Annotated in this window: 16 protein-coding genes and 1 other RNA gene; 9 read left to right on the top strand and 8 right to left on the bottom strand. The window is 39.0% G+C overall.

What is annotated here, in order from left to right:
• Positions 1-4: 4 nt before the first annotated feature.
• The 3 genes from SB028_RS13820 to smpB form a co-directional block, all read right to left on the bottom strand.
• Positions 5-1,207 carry an integrase domain-containing protein gene (locus tag SB028_RS13820; protein WP_318859594.1) on the bottom strand — a complete coding sequence of 401 codons (1,203 nt, stop codon included), beginning with the start codon at positions 1,205-1,207 and terminating at the stop codon, positions 5-7.
• A 163-nt stretch (positions 1,208-1,370) separates the two neighbouring features.
• Positions 1,371-1,737, bottom strand: a transfer-messenger RNA (tmRNA) gene (gene ssrA, locus SB028_RS13815).
• 59 nt (positions 1,738-1,796) lie between these two features.
• Positions 1,797-2,279 (bottom strand): SsrA-binding protein SmpB, encoded by a 483-nt coding sequence (smpB, locus tag SB028_RS13810; protein WP_069367807.1) that lies wholly within the window; start codon positions 2,277-2,279, stop codon positions 1,797-1,799.
• 156 nt (positions 2,280-2,435) lie between these two features.
• Here smpB and SB028_RS13805 point away from each other — a divergent pair, with 156 nt between their 5' ends.
• Complete coding sequence (locus SB028_RS13805; RefSeq protein ID WP_069367808.1) at positions 2,436-2,870, top strand: SRPBCC family protein; 435 nt, start codon at positions 2,436-2,438, stop codon at positions 2,868-2,870.
• Positions 2,860-3,156, top strand: a complete 297-nt coding sequence (locus SB028_RS13800) for an RnfH family protein (RefSeq protein ID WP_369961909.1) — start codon at positions 2,860-2,862, stop codon at positions 3,154-3,156. The genes SB028_RS13805 and SB028_RS13800 overlap by 11 nt, the downstream gene beginning before the upstream one ends.
• Before the next feature lie 206 nt (positions 3,157-3,362).
• Here SB028_RS13800 and bamE read toward each other — a convergent pair whose 3' ends face one another.
• From bamE to nadK, 3 genes are all read right to left on the bottom strand, one after another.
• Positions 3,363-3,725 carry an outer membrane protein assembly factor BamE gene (bamE, locus tag SB028_RS13795; protein WP_069367809.1) on the bottom strand — a complete coding sequence of 121 codons (363 nt, stop codon included), beginning with the start codon at positions 3,723-3,725 and terminating at the stop codon, positions 3,363-3,365.
• 113 nt (positions 3,726-3,838) lie between these two features.
• A complete protein-coding gene (gene recN / locus SB028_RS13790) occupies positions 3,839-5,500 on the bottom strand; it encodes a DNA repair protein RecN (protein ID WP_069367810.1) in 1,662 nt (553 codons plus the stop codon).
• An 87-nt stretch (positions 5,501-5,587) separates the two neighbouring features.
• Entirely contained in the window at positions 5,588-6,487 is a 900-nt protein-coding gene (gene nadK / locus SB028_RS13785) for an NAD(+) kinase (RefSeq protein WP_069367811.1), read from the bottom strand.
• Positions 6,488-6,587: 100 nt separating this feature from the next.
• On the opposite strand from nadK, the gene grpE reads away from it, so the two are divergent.
• Positions 6,588-7,199, top strand: coding sequence for a nucleotide exchange factor GrpE (grpE, locus tag SB028_RS13780; RefSeq protein WP_069367812.1), 612 nt, complete (start codon positions 6,588-6,590; stop codon positions 7,197-7,199).
• Positions 7,200-7,313: 114 nt separating this feature from the next.
• On the opposite strand, the gene ung is transcribed toward grpE, so the two are convergent.
• Positions 7,314-7,994, bottom strand: a complete 681-nt coding sequence (ung, locus tag SB028_RS13775; protein WP_069367813.1) for a uracil-DNA glycosylase — start codon at positions 7,992-7,994, stop codon at positions 7,314-7,316.
• A gap of 334 nt (positions 7,995-8,328) precedes the next feature.
• Here ung and grcA point away from each other — a divergent pair, with 334 nt between their 5' ends.
• A complete protein-coding gene (grcA, locus tag SB028_RS13770; RefSeq protein WP_069367814.1) occupies positions 8,329-8,712 on the top strand; it encodes an autonomous glycyl radical cofactor GrcA in 384 nt (127 codons plus the stop codon).
• A gap of 146 nt (positions 8,713-8,858) precedes the next feature.
• Here the strand turns inward: grcA and srmB are convergent, their stop codons facing one another.
• Positions 8,859-10,223, bottom strand: coding sequence for an ATP-dependent RNA helicase SrmB (srmB, locus tag SB028_RS13765; RefSeq protein ID WP_069367815.1), 1,365 nt, complete (start codon positions 10,221-10,223; stop codon positions 8,859-8,861).
• A 264-nt stretch (positions 10,224-10,487) separates the two neighbouring features.
• Between srmB and trmN the strand changes: the two genes are divergently transcribed.
• The 5 genes from trmN to rseC all read left to right on the top strand — a co-directional run bounded on the left by trmN (position 10,488) and on the right by rseC (position 14,277).
• Positions 10,488-11,243, top strand: coding sequence for a tRNA(1)(Val) (adenine(37)-N(6))-methyltransferase TrmN (gene trmN / locus SB028_RS13760; protein ID WP_069367816.1), 756 nt, complete (start codon positions 10,488-10,490; stop codon positions 11,241-11,243).
• A gap of 296 nt (positions 11,244-11,539) precedes the next feature.
• Positions 11,540-12,118 (top strand): RNA polymerase sigma factor RpoE, encoded by a 579-nt coding sequence (gene rpoE, locus SB028_RS13755; protein WP_006533574.1) that lies wholly within the window; start codon positions 11,540-11,542, stop codon positions 12,116-12,118.
• 38 nt (positions 12,119-12,156) lie between these two features.
• Positions 12,157-12,783 (top strand): anti-sigma-E factor RseA, encoded by a 627-nt coding sequence (gene rseA / locus SB028_RS13750; RefSeq protein WP_248620715.1) that lies wholly within the window; start codon positions 12,157-12,159, stop codon positions 12,781-12,783.
• Positions 12,784-12,830: 47 nt separating this feature from the next.
• Complete coding sequence (rseB, locus tag SB028_RS13745) at positions 12,831-13,799, top strand: sigma-E factor regulatory protein RseB (RefSeq protein WP_069367818.1); 969 nt, start codon at positions 12,831-12,833, stop codon at positions 13,797-13,799.
• Between the two features lie 13 nt (positions 13,800-13,812).
• On the top strand, positions 13,813-14,277 hold the full coding sequence (gene rseC, locus SB028_RS13740) for a SoxR-reducing system protein RseC (protein WP_069367819.1): 465 nt from the start codon (positions 13,813-13,815) through the stop codon (positions 14,275-14,277).
• The last annotated feature ends 280 nt before the right edge of the window (positions 14,278-14,557 follow it).

The raw sequence follows: 14,557 nt of genomic DNA, 5'->3' as shown, positions 1-14,557 counted from the left end.
TACATTAGAATTTAGATTTTTCCACAAATTCCCCCCACCAATCCATCATTTCACGACGCTGTTCTAAGTAGATAGCCCTGTTATAAGCACGTCGAACCTCATTACTATCAATATGAGCTAGAGCTGCTTCAATCACATCAGGTGGAAAGCCTTTTTCGTTTAACGCGGTTGATGCTATTGAGCGAAAACCATGAGCTACCAGACGCCCAGCAAAACCAACGCGCTTAATGGCGGCATTTACTGTTTGGCTGTTCATCGGTTTGGTATGAGGAGATTTCATGCTTGGGAATACGTGCTCTCTATGACCACTGATAGGTTTCATGATTTCAAGAATGGCTAGAGCTTGTGGTGATAGCGGGATTATGTGTTCCCGTTTCATCTTCATGCGTGAGGCAGGGATAGTCCATAACTTATCGTCGGTGTCTATTTCATCCCATGTTGCTTCAGCCGCTTCTGCTGGGCGAGTCATGGTCAATAGCTGCCATTGCAGTAAACAGTATGTTTGACGCTCGATGTTGACGCCCTGTAATGCTGACATTAGTTCTGGTAGTTGTTCAGGCCGTAGTGCGGGGAGATTTTTGACAACCGGATTTTCAAATGCAGCGGTGATTTTAGCCGCTGGGTTAGCATCAAGGAAACCAACGTTAACCGCGTAGTACATGACCTCATTAATACGCTGAGCCACGCGCTTAACTGATTCAAGCTTGCCCTGTGCCTTTAATGGCTCTAGTGCGGTGATAAAGTGACGTGCTTTAAGTTCGGTGATGGCGGTATTGCCAACGGTAGGGAAGACGTGTAGTTCGAGGGAGCGCCAGATATCTTTTAGAGTAGTTTCTTGCAGGTTTGATTTGGATTTTATTTGAAACCAACTGCAGGCAATTTTTTTGAAGGTATTGTTCTTTTCCTCAAAGAGACGCTGTTCTTCTGCTTGTTTATGTTCTTGCGGGTCTATGCCCTTGGCGAGGAGTTCTTTGGCATCTTCTCTTTTTTGTCGGGCATCTGCGAGGCTTACTGCGGGGTAACTACCAAAACTGACAAGCGTTCTTTTCTTAGTGATTGGCCGATAGTAGTTAAATCGCCATATCTTGGAACCCGAGGGTTTTATCAATAAGTACAGGCCGTTACCGTCTTGTAGGGTGTACTCTTTGTCTGTGGGCTTGGCTGTTTTAATTTTTGTGTCAGTTAACGGTATAGTTGTACGCGCCATAGTTATACGTCCTTTAGTTATATGGTGTGTATATAACTAATTATATAACTAAAAACAGTGATTGTCAGCGAGTATAACTACACATTACAAGCCATAAAAAAAGCTTTCAGCATTGATTCTGAAAGCTTTTTTAGGATTTAGTGAGTGTCACTAAGTCAAGATTTGGTGGAGCTGGCGGGAGTTGAACCCGCGTCCGAAATTTCTACATCCGCGGCACTACATGCTTAGTCTAGTCTTTGATTTCACTTACCCACTGCGGACAGACACGCCATGAATAAGCTAGCTTGATTAGATTTAACGCTTCAACTCCAAGCTAGGCATCCACGCGATCTCTTTTGGGTTTGACCTCTCTTGATCCCCGTCTTAAGAGCGGAAGCTAGGGAGAGAGGGCTCTAAGCAGGTTATTAAGCTGCTAGTGCTAGTTTGTTTTCGTCGTTTGCGACTATTTTTTTGCGGCTTTTTACGAGGCCAACCGCCCCTCGGCATGCACCTTGGGTTTCGCAAATCCCGTCGAATCCAGAATCAGCCCCAAGTTGTTGAAAGCGAGTATATCAGAAAAATACTTGTAATTGCTAGTACTTAACGCAATTTAGCGGTTAGCATTTTTCATAATACGTGCTTTGTCTAATTTCCACTCACGATCTTTAATGGTTTCACGTTTATCGTGATCTTTCTTACCCTTTGCAACGCCAATTTTGATTTTGCACCAAGCGTTTTTCCAATAAAGGGAAAGCGCAACAACGGTATAACCATCACGGTTGATTTGACCATAAAGGTTATCAAGTTCACGTTGTTTTAATAATAGTTTACGGGTACGTGTCGGATCACAAACCACATGAGTTGATGCAACATTTAAAGGAGTAATGGTTGCACCAAAAAGATAAGCTTCACCGTCACGCATGACAACGTAGCTATCACTGATGTTGGCTTTTCCTGCACGCAGTGATTTAACTTCCCAGCCTTGAAGCGCCAAGCCCGCTTCAATTTCATCTTCAATGAAATATTCATGGCGAGCACGTTTGTTTAACGCTATGGTCGCAGAACCAGGTTTGTGTGATTTTTTCTTTGTCATAATGTCCACATTATACTGTATGAGCAATAGAAAGAAATCATTTAACCGACTGTTTTCTTTTCAATTGCATAAAACTTAAGCTATATTCCATTAGATTTTTAATTAGTCACTGTTCAATGATATGATCACACACAGTGTTGTCGTACAGGAATAACTATGCCTCAGATTAGTCGATCTGCTCTTGTCCCTTTTAGCACAGAGCAAATGTTTAAACTGGTTAATGATGTTCTTACTTATCCTGATTTTCTACCAGGATGCGTTGGAAGTAAACTGATCAAAAGCACTCCAGAAGAAATGATTGCATCAATAAATGTCTCTAAAGCGGGAATTAGTAAAACATTTACTACCCATAACTTTTTAAAGACTAATGAACGTGTTGATATGCGTCTTGTTGATGGTCCTTTCCGTAAGTTAACCGGGGGGTGGGTATTTACCGCACTTGATGATAATGCGTGCAAGATAGAATTTCAGCTAGACTTTGAATTCACTAATAAATTAATTGAGTTGGCTTTTGGCCGTATTTTTAAGGATTTAACGAACAATATGGTTCAGGCATTTACTCTCAGAGCGAAAGAGATCTATCGTGACTAAAATATGGGTAGAGGTAACCTATGCGTTGCCTGATAAACAGTACCTTATCCCTGTTGAACTAACGTTAGGGGACACTGTTGAACAAGCCATTATTGCTTCAAATATCTTAACGATTTGTAATGATATTGATTTGACTAAGAATAAAGTGGGTATTTATAGTCGACCAGCAAAGTTAAGCGATAATGTGCGAGACGGTGATAGAGTTGAAATTTATCGACCTTTAATTGCGGATCCTAAAGAGATGCGTCGTAAACGTGCTGAGAAAGCACGACAAAAAGCAGATTAATATTATGCTTTCTGCCCCATAGAAGGAAGCATCATAGACTGCACTGATAGTTCGTTTGATTACAGACAGATACAATAAAAGACAACACGACTATAAAGCAATTTCTCTTTATAAAAACACACCCCAACGTCAAGTTTAACGTATGGGGTGCAATTCGTTTTTGCCAATCTTATACAAAACTAAGTTTTCTTAGCACTGTAATCGTATTACGATTTTGTTTCAGGTGCTGAGAGGTTAGGCATATTGCCTTGCTTATCAATTTTAGTCAGTATGCCATTGCTATCAAAAGTCAGCGTAAGAGTCTCTTGACGTACTTTTTGATGGCCTGGCTCTTCACGGAAAACATAATACCAAGTCTGACTTCCGAAAGGATCTTTAAGCATTGGCGTACCAAGGGCAAATTGAACTTGCTGCTGTGTCATTCCTTGCTGAACTTTTGCGACTTCGGCTGGTGTTAAATAATTTCCCTGATTGATATCTGGGTGATAAACCAGTCTCTCGAACATAGAGCAACCTGAAGTCATTACGACTAAAGATAAGGCGGTAACTTTTAACAGTTTAAAACGCATGGTTATTACATTCCTTTTAGGGTCATAGTGACGATGATAATCGACAACGCAGCAATTGAAAACCTTTCACGCTCTGCCTATGACCCTAAATATCAATAAAAGTTTGTTAATCGTTATGCAGCCAACAAATCTTTTGCATTTGCTAAGGTATTTTTGGTGACTTCACTACCTGCTAATAAACGAGCGAGCTCTTGTAGGCGCTCTTTTTTCGATAACAGTTTCATGGTTGTTTCTGTTTCTTCACCATTTGTCTCTTTATTAACGAAATAGTGTTGATGACCACAACCTGCAACTTGAGGTAAGTGAGTGACACACATAACTTGAGTTGACTCGCCTAACTCGCGCAGCAATTTACCCACAATAGCCGCTGTTGGACCACTGATACCCACATCGACTTCATCAAAAATAAGTGCGGGTGTATCCATTTTTTTTGCTGTGATCACTTGGATTGCGAGCGCAATGCGTGATAATTCACCGCCTGAAGCCACCTTGGAAAGCGCTTGATGAGGTTGTCCTGGGTTTGTGGTGACATTAAATTCAACTTTTGTAGCACCATCAATTTGCAGTGAGCTGTCATCAAAATAGATATCAACAGTAAAATAACCATGTGGCATGGATAACTGATGCATACTGTTAGTGATAAGTTGACTCAATTCATTTGCATATTGTTGGCGAACTTGATGCAGTTGTTTTGCGACATCCAACGCAATTAAATGGTCAGCTTTGACTTGTTCGATTAAAGCGTCACAATCATCATTTTGACGAAGCAGAGCATTCTTCTCTTCAATTAATTGCTGATGAAGATCATAGAGTTCTTCCGGTGCCACGCGATGTTTACGTGATAAACTAATATACTTAGACATGCGCTTTTCTACTTCAAATAAGCGATTAGGATCCATCTCTAAGCGATCGCTATAATGACGAAGTTCATCACTCACTTCACTAATTTGAATAGTTGCTTCTTCTAACATCTCTAATAGTGAATTGAATTGACTTTCCATAGAGGTCAGTTCAGCAATTTCATGTTTAGCTACGTTAAGCATACTTAAAATATTTTGCTCTTCATTGTCACTTAAAATTTGTAAACTATTTTGACTTAGTGTTAAAAACTGCCCACAGTTAGAAAGACGTTTATATTCTTGATCTAATTCTGGGTATTCGCCTTGTACTGGTTGAAATTCATTGAGCTCTTTTAAGTGGTAATCAACCAGTTGCTGCCTAGCTTCTCGTTCTAAAGAGAGTTGTTGAAAAGCGGCTAAAGTTTGGCAACTTTGATGCCATGTTTGATACGCCGACTTCATGCTTTTTAATAAAGTAGGTTCATGCGCATAGATATCAAGCAATTGTTTTTGATAGCGGGGCTCTAGAAGTTGCTGGTGAGCATGCTGGCCATGAATTTGAATAAGTAAAGAACCAAGCTCTCTTAATTGTGAAAGTGGTACAGAAGTGCCGTTGATAAAACCACGAGAACGCCCATCAGCAGAAATAGTTCTTCTTAATAGGCATTCGTTATGATCATCAAGATGATGTTCTTCGAGCCAACGTTGTGCTGATGGCGTATCAGAGAGTGAGAATCGTGCACATAAATCGGCTCTAGTCGCACCTGGGCGCACCATATTAGCATCACCACGGTTACCTAAGCATAAACCCAGTGCATCAATTGCAATAGACTTACCTGCGCCAGTTTCGCCTGTAATGGTGGTCATGCCACCAGAAAAATCGATTTCAAGTTCACGGACTATGGCAAAATGACTAATGGTTAATTGAGTCAGCATAGTGCCTCTCCTGTGTATAAAAACATATCTGTAATTACATACAGTATAAACTGGTTTTTTATACAGTAAAGTAGTGAGGCACAAAAATTAGAACATTTTTTTCGACCAACCTAACTTTGAGCTGAGTGTGTTAAAATAATTGTAATCAGTCGGGTGAACTAAATTGAGTTTTTGACGACTTCTTTTAATAATAACTTCATCACCTTCTTTAATGGGTAACACTAATTGGCTATCGCAACTGACTTCATAATCGATATTCGTTTGTGAGAATTTTAAGCGAATTTGGCTATCACTGCTGATAACTAAAGGACGTGCTGATAAGGTATGTGGAAACATAGGCACAAGCGCAATAGCATCAAGATTTGGCGTTAAAATAGGACCACCCGCAGAAAGTGAATAGGCTGTTGATCCCGTTGGTGTTGCGATAATTAAGCCGTCAGAACGTTGAGAGAAAGCAAAGCGATCATCAATGTAAACTTCAAACTCGATCATATGAGCAACTTTACCAGGATGAAGTACGACTTCATTGATGGCTGTACCAATGCGATTTCTTTGACCTTCAGCATAGACGCGGGCTTCAAGTAAAAACCGTTTTTCTTCACGATAGTGTCCAGCCAGCACATTAGTTAATTGCTGTAAGGCATTATCAGGGTCAAGGTCAGTCAGAAAGCCTAAATTACCTCGGTTGACACCAATCACTTTAATATTATAGCGGGACAAAACACGCGCAGCCCCAAGCATATTGCCATCACCGCCAACAACAATAACGAGATCGGCAACTTTGCCAACTTGTGTTAAATCACCTGTTTGTGCATTTTCTAGCTTCAGCTCTTGAGCAACTTGTGTATCAATAATAACGTCATAGCCTTGAGCCAATAGCCAATGATAAAGCATTTCATGTGTTGAAATTGCTTCAGGGTGGCGTGGATGACCAACAATGCCAATGCATTTAAAGCGTTTTTCTTCCGTTACGGTATTGTCTGGCATTTTTTTACCCTCGTTTTGCGCCAATTCCTTGAAACCCGTTTATTGATCCCCATAATAAACTAAATATGAAGATGAATACCAAAACTACGCGGAGATGTTCATGAGTAGTAAAGAACAAAATGTACATGAAGAGCAAGTCTCAAAAGAAAAAGAAGGAATGGGATCTGTAATGGATGAGTCTCAAGAGCCAACAATGACTGAAGAAGCACAAGCGGACTTTAATGCTCAAGCTGAGTTAGTGGAAGCATTAGCACGTATCGATTCTCTTGAAAAACAACTGGAGCAATCACAAAAAACAGAACGTGAAGCCATGGCTCGTGCTTTAGCGGAAGTTGAAAATGTGCGTCGTCGTACTCAACAAGATATTGAGAAAGCACATAAATTTGCACTTGAAAAGTTTTCTAATGAGTTATTGCCTGTACTCGATAATTTAGAGCGTGCTTTATCAGCGGCTGATCATGAAAATGAATCATTAAAACCTATGATTGAAGGGTTAGAATTAACGTTGAAATCATTTTTAGATGCTGTTCGTAAATTTGGTATCGAAGTGGTGGAAGAAAAAAACGTGGCATTTAACCCCGAAGTTCACCAAGCGATGACTTTAATTGATAGCCCTGAGCATGAATCTAATCATGTGGTTGATGTTATGCAAAAAGGATATACCTTAAATGGTCGTTTATTACGCCCAGCTATGGTTATTGTTTCTAAATAAGATAGATAAAACATTCGTTATCACATATAGATAAAATAAACCGCACAATACGAAGATTATTTAATATTCTTGTTATTGTGCGGTTTTGTATTTTATAAATTTTATCAGGTGATTTTATTCAATGGGATCAAGATGCCAATTGATTGGTGAGCGACCTTGTTGCTGTAAAATATCATTGGCTTGTTTGAAATGACCACAACCTAAAAAGCCTCTGTGAGCAGAAAGCGGAGATGGATGAGGTGCTTTTAAAATAACGTGTTTATTGGTATCTATAAAACGCCCTTTTTTCTGAGCATGGGCACCCCAAAGTAAGAAAATAACCCCATTTCTTCGCTGATTGATCTGTTCGATGACTGCATCAGTAAAGGTTTCCCAACCATAGTTAGCGTGGGAATGAGCCTGACCTTTCTCTACCGTTAATACAGTATTAAGTAATAATACCCCTTGTTTTGCCCAACTTTCTAAATAGCCGTGGTTAGGACGTTTAAAATCGGGATATTCTTTCTCAAGCTCTTTATACATATTGACTAATGAAGGGGGGGCTGGCACACCTGGTCGCACTGAAAAAGAGAGTCCATGTGCTTGATTAGGCCCGTGATAAGGATCTTGCCCTAAAATAACGACATTCACATTATCAAAAGGCGTAAAACGAAAAGCATTAAAAATATCTTCTTGAGGAGGATAAACAATTTTACCTGCAGCTCTTTGTTGTGCGACTTGAGACATAATTTGATGAAAGTAAGGCTTTTCTTTTTCTGCGCCTATCACATCATGCCAAGTTAATGGGGTAGTCATAACCTAAAATCCTTGTTGATATCTTATAGTGCCTAAGCTTACCGATTTCATCAGAGTAATGAAAATATTACGGACTAAAAATAAAAATTAATTGTACCCTCAACTTTTATTTGAAAATTTACAAAAAAAATTGCAAATCAGTGATAAGTGATTTTTGATTTAAAACAAGACTTTGCACCCTGATGGGTGAGAGGCTTAGAAATTTTGTTGATATTTATCAAAGAATGACACCATTTATACTGGTATATAAGTAGATAGAAACATTGGTTAGACCAAATACCCAAGTTCTGATATGAGATTGGAATTTGATTTTGCGCCCAAATTGGAGGTCGAAATGATTACTGGTATCCAAATTACTAAAGCTGATAATGACGATTTATTACACTCTTTTTGGTTATTAGATGATGAAAATGGCGAAGCTCGTTGCATCTGTGCTAAAAAAGGCTTTGAAGAAGGTCAAGTGATTAACCGCAAAGAGCTAGGCAATATCGAATACCGTGAAGTGCCTGTAGAATCTAAACCTGTTGTTCGTGTAGAAGGCGGTCAACACCTTAACGTTAACGTATTGAGTCGTGAAACACTGGAAGATGCGGTTAATAATCCTGAGAAATATCCTCAATTAACTATTCGTGTTTCTGGTTATGCTGTGCGTTTTAACTCACTGACTCTAGAACAACAACGTGATGTTATTACTCGTACTTTTACAGAAAGTCTGTAATTTTTACTAAAGTAATAAGTTAATAATAAGCTCGATATAAAAATATCGGGCTTTTTTTCTATATAGAATAAGAAAAAAGATAAAATAACAAAAAACCGTAACTATATTGTATAGCTACGGTTTTTTATAAGAGTAAAAAAATACAGTTATTCGTTATCAGTATTCGTTTTTTTTGTTGGTGCAGTAGGCGCAACTTTTTTTTCTGTATGCTCAGCAACGGCTTTGCGGCGTTTACCTATATTTTTACGATCGCGAGCCCGCACTTTTTCTTTAACCGCTTTTTTCTCTTCTTCTTTTTTTGCTTTACGTTTTGCAAGCACTTTTTTAGAAGGTTTGAAAGTTGCTTTTAGGCTTGGTGCTTTGGTTTCTGGGCGTAGTTCAGCAACAACTCGATATTTAATTGGCTCTTGGATATAACGGCCAATCTTCCCTAATAATGGGTGATCGTGAGCTTCAACTAATGAAATTGCGATACCTTTACGACCCGCGCGTCCTGTACGACCAATACGATGCAAGTAAACATCCGCAGTATGAGGTAAGTCAAAGTTGAAAACGTGTGTAATGTCGTCAAGATCAAGACCACGAGAAGCAACGTCAGTGGCAACAAGCACATTCATTTTGCCTGATTCTAAACGTTTGATCGCATCGTTACGCTGTGTTTGTGCCATTTCACCTTCAAGGTAGCTACATTTAATACCTTGCTTTTCTAACGCAGTGACAAGCTCTCTTACACGCTCTCTTTTACGAACAAAGACAATCGATTTTTTAACATCATCTTGCTTCAGTAATGCAGCAAGTAACGCTGTTTTATGTTCGAGATTATCAGCATGATAATAGAATTGCTGAATTTTTTTACGTTCACGGCGAGATGGATCGGCATTCAGCTCAACTGGTTCGTTGAGAATGCGCTGTGCAAAATCAATAACTGCATTACCTTCTAGTGTTGCAGAGAACAGTAATGTTTGTTTACGCCAGCGAGTTTCGCCTGCAATCGTTTCAATATCGTTAGCAAAACCCATATCTAACATACGGTCTGCTTCATCTAAAATCAGCATTTCCACCGCACGGCAGTCAAAGTTTTCTTCTTTGATGTACTGCAATAAACGACCTGTTGTTGCAACAACGATATCTTGATTCTCACTGAAGACTTCAGCGTGATTCATATAAGCAACACCGCCCGTGATCGTGGCGATATCTAAATGTGTGTGCGCACATAATTCTTTTGCCTGATCGGCAACTTGCATGGCAAGTTCGCGTGTTGGTGTCAGGATAAGAATACGCGGCGGGCCTGATTTTTTACGTGGATAATCAAGCAAGTGTTGAATTGCTGGAAGCAAAAAGGCCGCCGTTTTGCCTGTGCCTGTTGGCGCAGAGCCTAAAATATCGCGTCCATCCATGGCAGCAGGAATTGCATCTGCTTGAATAGCAGTAGGACGTTGATATCCTTTTTCTTCTAATGCGGTCAATAAACTTTCATCAAGTTCAAGACTGGAAAATGTCGTGGCTGTCATTGTATACCTCTGTTTAGGGCGCGGATTTTGACATTATCCCCCGCTAAAAGCCAGAGGATTTACCGCTATCACATTATATATTACCGATAGACGAAGGTATTCGTTGTTTTTAGGCTTAATCTAAATAAGCGTGCATCGTATACAAATAGTTTAATGTTAAGATAGGGGTTGTAGAAACGTTATCTTACCATATATCTCTTTTTACGTGACATGATTGATAAGCAATAAAAAAGAGATTGCTGTACAAATCAATAGAGCCAATAGATGAATCAAAAGAAAGTGAAAAAAGCAGGATTACGCAAAGGTGGTTTTACCTTTAAACAATTTTTTGTTGCTCATGATAAGTGTGAAATGAAAGTGGGTACAGATGGTGTTTTATTAGGGGCTTGGGCACCTATCGATAATGTAAAAAGAGCACTTGATATTGGTACGGGGAGTGGCTTAATTGCATTAATGCTCGCTCAAAGAGCGAATAAAATTGAGTGTATTGATGGCATTGAACTGGATGAGAAAGCCGCATTACAAGCGACAGAAAATGCTCAAGGGTCACAATGGCATTCATTTATTCATATCCATCATAGTGATATTCATCATTATGCAGAGCAAGTGCAAAATAAATATGATTTGATTGTGAGTAATCCGCCTTATTTTGAGCCAGCAATTGCGTGTCGTAATGATGTTCGTGAGCAAGCACGTTATACCAAAACCTTAACGCATGAGGGATTGCTGGATAGTGCGCAATCACTTATCACTGAAGATGGTTTGCTCTGTGTCGTATTACCTTATTCTATTGGTGAGCAATTTATTGAAATTGCAGAAAAAAAAGAGTGGAATATTGCAAAGCGCGTTAATATTAAAGACAGCGCAGATAAACCTTATCATCGAGTTTTGTTAGCATTTCAAAGACAAAATCAAAGCGGTGTTAAATGTAGTATAGATGAACTTATTATTCGTGATCATGAAGGGCACTATACCGATAAGTTCCAATCATGGGTAACTGACTTTTATTTATATTATTAAATCTATATTTAATAATACATTGTTTAAGATAGTATATATTGTTGTAAGTAATCGTATATATTTAAATAATATCATTGTGTTATGTTTTTTTTATTGGCAAATTGCATTTTGGTTAGGTGATCACCATGATATTTTTTTTGTGATTCATCTCTTAAAATAATGATTGAATTGAACTTCATACTATTTTTATGCTCTAAGTCTTGTAGCTCATAAAAACGAGAAGGAATAACGAGAGTAAATATGACGGAGTCATTTAAAAATAGTGCGAAGCTTGACTTCGGGAGAGTCCATCTCTAATGAGCGAGCAGTTAACGGACCAAATGTTGGTTGAAAAGGTACAAAATGGTGACCAGAAAGCCTTTAATTTGCTGGTTATCCGCTATCAACACAAGGTAGCAAGCCTGATTTCCCGTTACGTACCACAGGGCGATGTGCCAGATGTTTCGCAAGAGGCCTTTATTAAAGCTTATCGCGCCATTGGTTCTTTCCGTGGAGATAGTGCTTTTTATACATGGCTTTATCGCATTGCAGTGAATACAGCAAAGAATTATCTAGTCGCACAGGGGCGACGTCCGCCTTCGAATGATTTGGATGCGAGTGATGTTGAAAATTTCGAATCACCAAATGCGCTAAAAGAAATTTCGAACCCTGAGAATTTAATGTTGTCTGAAGAGTTACGGAGAGTGGTTTTTCACACCATAGAGTCATTACCTGAAGATTTAAGGGTTGCTATTACACTTCGGGAACTTGACGGGCTAAGCTATGAAGAGATAGCGGTCATTATGGATTGCCCTGTCGGAACAGTACGTTCACGTATTTTTAGGGCACGAGAAGCTATTGATAATAAGGTTCAACCATTAATACAAGAGTTTTAATTGTGGGTGAACCATCATTAACTGAAGGGTACTTTTACATGCAAAAAGAAAAACTTTCTGCATTTATGGATGGCGAAGTTCTTGATAAAGAATTAATGGGTACAATTGCACGTGATGACTCAATGAAAGAGACATGGCAACGCTACCATTTGATTCGTGACACAATGCGTGGTGATGTAGGTGAAGTAGTCCACTTTGATATCGCAAGTCGCGTTGCGCTCGCTTTAGAGAATGAACCTGTTCGCATAAGTCCTGAACAACAACGAGAGCAGCAACCTGCGCCATCACAATGGCGTCAGCACGCTTTCTTACAAAAGTTACGCCCTTGGGCAAGTCAGTTAACTCAAATCGGTGTCGCAGCTTGTGTTTCATTAGCTGTTATTGTGGGGGTTCAACAATATAATGGACAAAGCGGTTCTGAAGATTTCCAAGTAGACACGCCTGTATTTAATACTCAACCTATTATGGGTTCAGGTTCACCGGTAAGCTTAAATCTTCAAAGTGATACTTTAGGTAAAGACCAGCAAACACGTTTACAAGAGCGTAATCAGCGTCTTGGATTAATGTTGCAACAGTATGAGTTAGATCGTCGTATCTATAATGCACCACAAAATGAAGCACCAGTGAGTGCTCAAGGTGAAACTCAACCCGTAGTAGCACAGTAATAATAGATGTGAATGTATAAATAACGTGTGGGAATAAAACAGTCGTAATGAAAAAATCATGGTTATCCACCTTATTGCTGGTGGGCAGCCTATCAATGCCGATACAAGCCTTGGCACAACCTCAAACGGGTAGTGTCGAGGCTTTGTTGCAAAAGATGGGTCAGACAAGTCAAAGCTCTACCTATGAATTATCTTTTATCAATATCAATTCTCAAGGTATTGTTCCTATTCGCTATCGTCACACTCTTATTGATGGCAAACCACTTGCACAATTAATGCAAATGGATAGTACTCGCCGTGAAATAGTTCAACGTGGTGATGAAATCAGCTATTTTGAGCCAGGCTTAGATGCTTTTAGCTTAAGAAATGATCATATTGTTGATTATATCCCTTCGATCATTTACCAAGATTTCAAAGAATTATCAGATTATTATAATTTTATTGATGCAGGTAGAACGCATATTGGTGATATTCCAAGCCGAGTTGTCCGAGTGCTCTCAAAAAACAATGACCGTTATGATTATGTCTTGTTTATTGATGAAGAAAGATATTTGCCTTTAAGAGTCGATCTTTTAGATAAGAATAATGACATCATTGAACAATTTCGAGTGATCACCGTTAATGAAGGGAGTAACGTCAAAACAGAACTTAATGCGTTACGTACCGTCAATATGCCACCTTTATTACTTGTACCAAAAACTAAGCCATTAGTTTATAACTGGTCGGTTAGTCAATTACCTGAGGGATTTAAAGAGGTAAAACGTAGTAACCATCAAATTTCTGAAACTGAGTTCAGTCAGTCTATTTTATTTAGCGATGGTTTATTTGACTTCTCTATTTATGTTAATAAAAGTAGTCAACAGGTTAATTCGCCCGAACGCGATAAAATGTTGAGGTATGGTCGTAATACAATTTATACCTATGACAAAGAAGGTAATGAAATTACCTTTATTGGTCAATTACCATTTCCTACGGCACAAGCAATAGTGAATAGTGTTGTATTTACGAAAAAGTAAAAGGGTATAAGTTATGGTTAAAGAGTGGGCAACCGTTATACATTGGCATGAAGGACGTGCGTTATTACGCTATGGATCTTCTTCTGGCTGTGGTAGTTGCCAAGCTCGCGCTGCGTGTGGCTCTTATTTATTAAATAAAATAGGGCCTGAAACCGTTCATCAACTCGAACTTCCCATTGCACAACCATTAGTCGAAGGGCAAAAAGTGGAAGTGGGTATTCCTGAAAATAATCTGCTTCTTTCCGCAATGCTAGTGTATTTAACACCACTAATTGGCTTATTTATTATCGCCGGCATTTCGAGCTTTTGGTTTTCAAGTGAACTGGCTATTTTTTTCAGTGGACTTGTGGGCGGTGCCCTTGGTTTTTTATTTGCTAAAAAAGTGGCGACTTGGTGGAGTAAAGATGAAGGTTTTGAACCTATTGTATTGCAAATAGGGCTTCCACCCCATGAGCTTAAAGTTCAATTTCAAGAATAATGCATTGATTAAATAGTGGGGCATCTGCTCCATTATTTTTGTCATGTTTGTTTTTGTCATAATCACTATCTTAAATTAACTCATTTCTATATCTGGAAATTACCCGCAAAAAATTACAAATATATGCAAGTCTTAGCATAAATGTTTGTGTTTGATGAACGTTTCTTTGAGTATAATGTCTCTAGTGTGTAGAATGCGTCATCAATAATAACTCCTGCAATATAGAGTTTTCGCTTTGTGTCCATGAATGACTCCAAAGCCAGATTTATAGAGCAAAGCA

It is taken from the genome of Proteus vulgaris, assembly GCF_033708015.1.
Taxonomy (GTDB): domain Bacteria; phylum Pseudomonadota; class Gammaproteobacteria; order Enterobacterales; family Enterobacteriaceae; genus Proteus.
Note: the sequence above shows the minus strand (reverse complement) of the source record. Positions and strands in the feature narration are given on the sequence as shown.

Excerpts from the sequence above, each read along its gene's own strand:
- SB028_RS13820 (WP_318859594.1), bottom strand. The coding sequence starts at position 1,207 with ATGGCGCGTACAACTATACCGTTAACTGACACAAAAATTAAAACAGCC.
- smpB (WP_069367807.1), bottom strand. The coding sequence starts at position 2,279 with ATGACAAAGAAAAAATCACACAAACCTGGTTCTGCGACCATAGCGTTA.
- SB028_RS13805 (WP_069367808.1), top strand. The coding sequence starts at position 2,436 with ATGCCTCAGATTAGTCGATCTGCTCTTGTCCCTTTTAGCACAGAGCAA.
- bamE (WP_069367809.1), bottom strand. The coding sequence starts at position 3,725 with ATGCGTTTTAAACTGTTAAAAGTTACCGCCTTATCTTTAGTCGTAATG.
- recN (WP_069367810.1), bottom strand. The coding sequence starts at position 5,500 with ATGCTGACTCAATTAACCATTAGTCATTTTGCCATAGTCCGTGAACTT.
- nadK (WP_069367811.1), bottom strand. The coding sequence starts at position 6,487 with ATGCCAGACAATACCGTAACGGAAGAAAAACGCTTTAAATGCATTGGC.
- grpE (WP_069367812.1), top strand. The coding sequence starts at position 6,588 with ATGAGTAGTAAAGAACAAAATGTACATGAAGAGCAAGTCTCAAAAGAA.
- ung (WP_069367813.1), bottom strand. The coding sequence starts at position 7,994 with ATGACTACCCCATTAACTTGGCATGATGTGATAGGCGCAGAAAAAGAA.
- grcA (WP_069367814.1), top strand. The coding sequence starts at position 8,329 with ATGATTACTGGTATCCAAATTACTAAAGCTGATAATGACGATTTATTA.
- srmB (WP_069367815.1), bottom strand. The coding sequence starts at position 10,223 with ATGACAGCCACGACATTTTCCAGTCTTGAACTTGATGAAAGTTTATTG.
- trmN (WP_069367816.1), top strand. The coding sequence starts at position 10,488 with ATGAATCAAAAGAAAGTGAAAAAAGCAGGATTACGCAAAGGTGGTTTT.
- rpoE (WP_006533574.1), top strand. The coding sequence starts at position 11,540 with ATGAGCGAGCAGTTAACGGACCAAATGTTGGTTGAAAAGGTACAAAAT.
- rseA (WP_248620715.1), top strand. The coding sequence starts at position 12,157 with ATGCAAAAAGAAAAACTTTCTGCATTTATGGATGGCGAAGTTCTTGAT.
- rseB (WP_069367818.1), top strand. The coding sequence starts at position 12,831 with ATGAAAAAATCATGGTTATCCACCTTATTGCTGGTGGGCAGCCTATCA.
- rseC (WP_069367819.1), top strand. The coding sequence starts at position 13,813 with ATGGTTAAAGAGTGGGCAACCGTTATACATTGGCATGAAGGACGTGCG.